The 3,026-nt window shown below is 63.0% G+C and carries 1 protein-coding gene; it reads right to left on the bottom strand.

Annotated elements, in window-relative coordinates:
- On the bottom strand, positions 1 to 3,026 hold a 3,026-nt coding region (locus tag RZ35_RS16825), incomplete at both ends, for a beta strand repeat-containing protein (RefSeq protein WP_026744346.1).

Below are 3,026 nucleotides of genomic sequence, written 5' to 3'. Positions count from 1 at the left end.
ACTTCTGCATGGATCTGCGAATTACCGGCCAGCACGTCACCCGGCACAGACACGCTCCATACGTTGCCGTTATCCGACGCGGTGACGGTAGTCTGGTACGACTGGTCGCCGATGGTCACGGTCACCGTATCGCCCACCTGCACGTCGTTGCCGACGCGACCGGTGATGGCCTGCGGCTGTCCCGCTTCGGCGATATTGACGGTGTTATCACCGGTGACGTTATCGATAGTGATGGACGCTTCCGGCGCGGCCGTATCTACCGCATAACCGTGGTCGGCAGATGCCGTGGTCGGGTTACCCGCCGCATCCGTGGTGGTGACTTCCGCGTGGATCTGCGCGTTACCGGCCAGCACCTCGCCCGGTACAGAGACGCTCCACACATTGCCGTTGTCCGACGCGGTCACCGTGGTCTGGTAGGCCTGGTCGCCGATGGTCACGGTGACCGTGTCGCCCACCTGCACGTCGTTACCGACGCGACCGGTGATGGCCTGCGGCTGACCCGCTTCGGCGATATTGACGGTGTTATCTGCCGTCACGTCATCGATAGTGATGCTCGCTTCCGGTGCCGCCGTATCAACGGAATAACCGTGGTCGGCCGTGGCAGTCGTTGGGTTACCGGCCGCATCCGTGGTGGTGACTTCGGCATGAATTTCATTATTACCGGCCAGCACCTCGCCCGGTACGCTGACACTCCACACATTGCCGTTATCCGACGCGGTCACCGTAGTCTGGTAAGACTGATCGCCGATGGTCACGGTCACCGTGTCGCCGACCTGCACGTCGTTGCCGACGCGGCCGGTGATGGCCTGCGGCTGTCCCGCTTCGGCGATATTCACCGTGTTGTCGGCCGTCACATCGTCGATGGTGATGGAGGCTTCCGGCGCCGCCGTATCGACCGCATAACCGTGGTCTGCCGCGGCAGTGGCCGGGTTACCCGCCGCATCCGTGGTGGTGACTTCCGCGTGGATCTGGCTGTTACCGGCCAGCACCTCGCCCGGCACGCTCACGCTCCACACATTGCCGCTATCGGAGGCGGTCACCGTAGTCTGGTATGCCTGATCGCCGATGGTCACGGTCACCGTATCGCCCACCTGCACGTCGTTGCCCACACGGCCAGTCACGTTCTGGTTCTGACCCGCTTCCGCGATATTCACGGTGTTGTCACCGGTGACGTTATCGATGGTGATCGACGCTTCCGGCGCGGCGGTATCGACCGCATAACCGTGGTCAGCAGATGCCGTGGTCGGGTTACCGGCCGCATCCGTGGTAGTCACTTCGGCATGAATTTCATTGTTACCGGCCAGCACCTCGCCCGGCACGCTCACACTCCACACATTGCCGTTGTCCGACGCGGTGACGGTAGTCTGATAAGCCTGATCGCCGATGGTCACGGTCACCGTGTCGCCCACCTGCACGTCGTTGCCGACGCGGCCGGTCACGTTCTGATTCTGACCGGCTTCGGCGATATTGACGGTGTTGTCTGCCGTCACATCGTCGATAGTGATGGACGCTTCCGGCGCGGCGGTATCGCCCGCGTAGCCATGATCGGCAGATGCCGTGGTCGGGTTACCCGCCGCATCCGTGGTAGTGACTTCGGCATGGATCTGCGAATTACCGGCCAGCACGTCACCCGGCACAGACACGCTCCATACGTTGCCGTTATCCGACGCGGTGACGGTGGTCTGGTAAGCCTGATCGCCGATGGTCACGGTCACCGTATCGCCCACCTGCACGTCGTTGCCCACACGGCCGGTGATAGCCTGCGGCTGACCGGCTTCGGCAATGTTCACCGTGTTGTCTGCCGTCACATCGTCGATGGTGATCGAAGCTTCCGGCGCGGCGGTATCGACCGCGTAGCTGTGGTCAGCACCGGCAGTCGTGGCGTTGCCTGCACCATCGGTAGTGGTCACTTCCGCGTGGATCTGCGCGTTACCAGCCAGCACCTCGCCCGGCACGCTCACACTCCACACATTGCCGTTGTCCGACGCGGTGACGGTAGTCTGATAAGCCTGATCGCCGATGGTCACGGTCACCGTGTCGCCCACCTGCACGTCGTTGCCGACGCGGCCGGTCACATTCTGGTTCTGACCCGCTTCGGCGATATTGACGGTGTTGTCTGCCGTCACATCGTCGATGGTGATGGAGGCTTCCGGCGCGGCGGTATCGACCGCGTAGCCATGATCGGCAGATGCCGTGGTCGGGTTACCCGCCGCATCCGTAGTAGTGACTTCTGCATGGATCTGCGAATTACCAGCCAGTACCTCGCCCGGCACGCTGACACTCCACACGTTGCCGCTATCGGAGGCGGTCACCGTAGTCTGGTAAGCCTGATCGCCGATGGTCACGGTCACTGTGTCGCCCACCTGCACGTCGTTGCCGACGCGACCGGTGATGGCCTGCGGCTGACCCGCTTCGGCGATATTGACGGTGTTATCTGCCGTCACATCGTCGATGGTGATCGAAGCTTCCGGCGCGGCGGTATCGACCGCGTAGCTGTGGTCAGCACCGGCAGTCGTGGCGTTGCCTGCACCGTCGGTAGTGGTCACTTCCGCGTGGATCTGGCTGTTACCGGCCAGCACGTCGCCCGGTACGCTGACACTCCACACATTGCCGTTATCCGACGCGGTGACCGTAGTCTGATAGGCCTGATCGCCGATAGTCACGGTCACGGTGTCGCCGACCTGCACGTCGTTGCCGACGCGACCGGTCACATTCTGGTTCTGTCCCGCTTCGGCGATATTGACGGTGTTGTCACCGGTCACATCGTCGATGGTGATCGAGGCTTCCGGCGCCGCCGTATCAACGGCATAGCTGTGGTCAGCACCGGCAGTCGTGGCGTTGCCTGCACCGTCGGTAGTGGTCACTTCCGCGTGGATCTGGCTGTTACCGGCCAGCACGTCGCCCGGCACGCTGACACTCCACACATTGCCGTTATCGGAGGCCGTCACGGTGGTCTGGTAATCCTGATCGCCGATGGTCACCGTGACCGTATCGCCCACCTGCACGTCGTTGCCGACGCGGCCAGT

This window comes from Lonsdalea quercina subsp. quercina (assembly GCF_000688655.1).
Classification (GTDB): domain Bacteria; phylum Pseudomonadota; class Gammaproteobacteria; order Enterobacterales; family Enterobacteriaceae; genus Lonsdalea; species Lonsdalea quercina.
The sequence above is the reverse complement of the archived record's forward strand: the minus strand, read 5'-3'. Positions and strand labels throughout refer to the sequence as shown.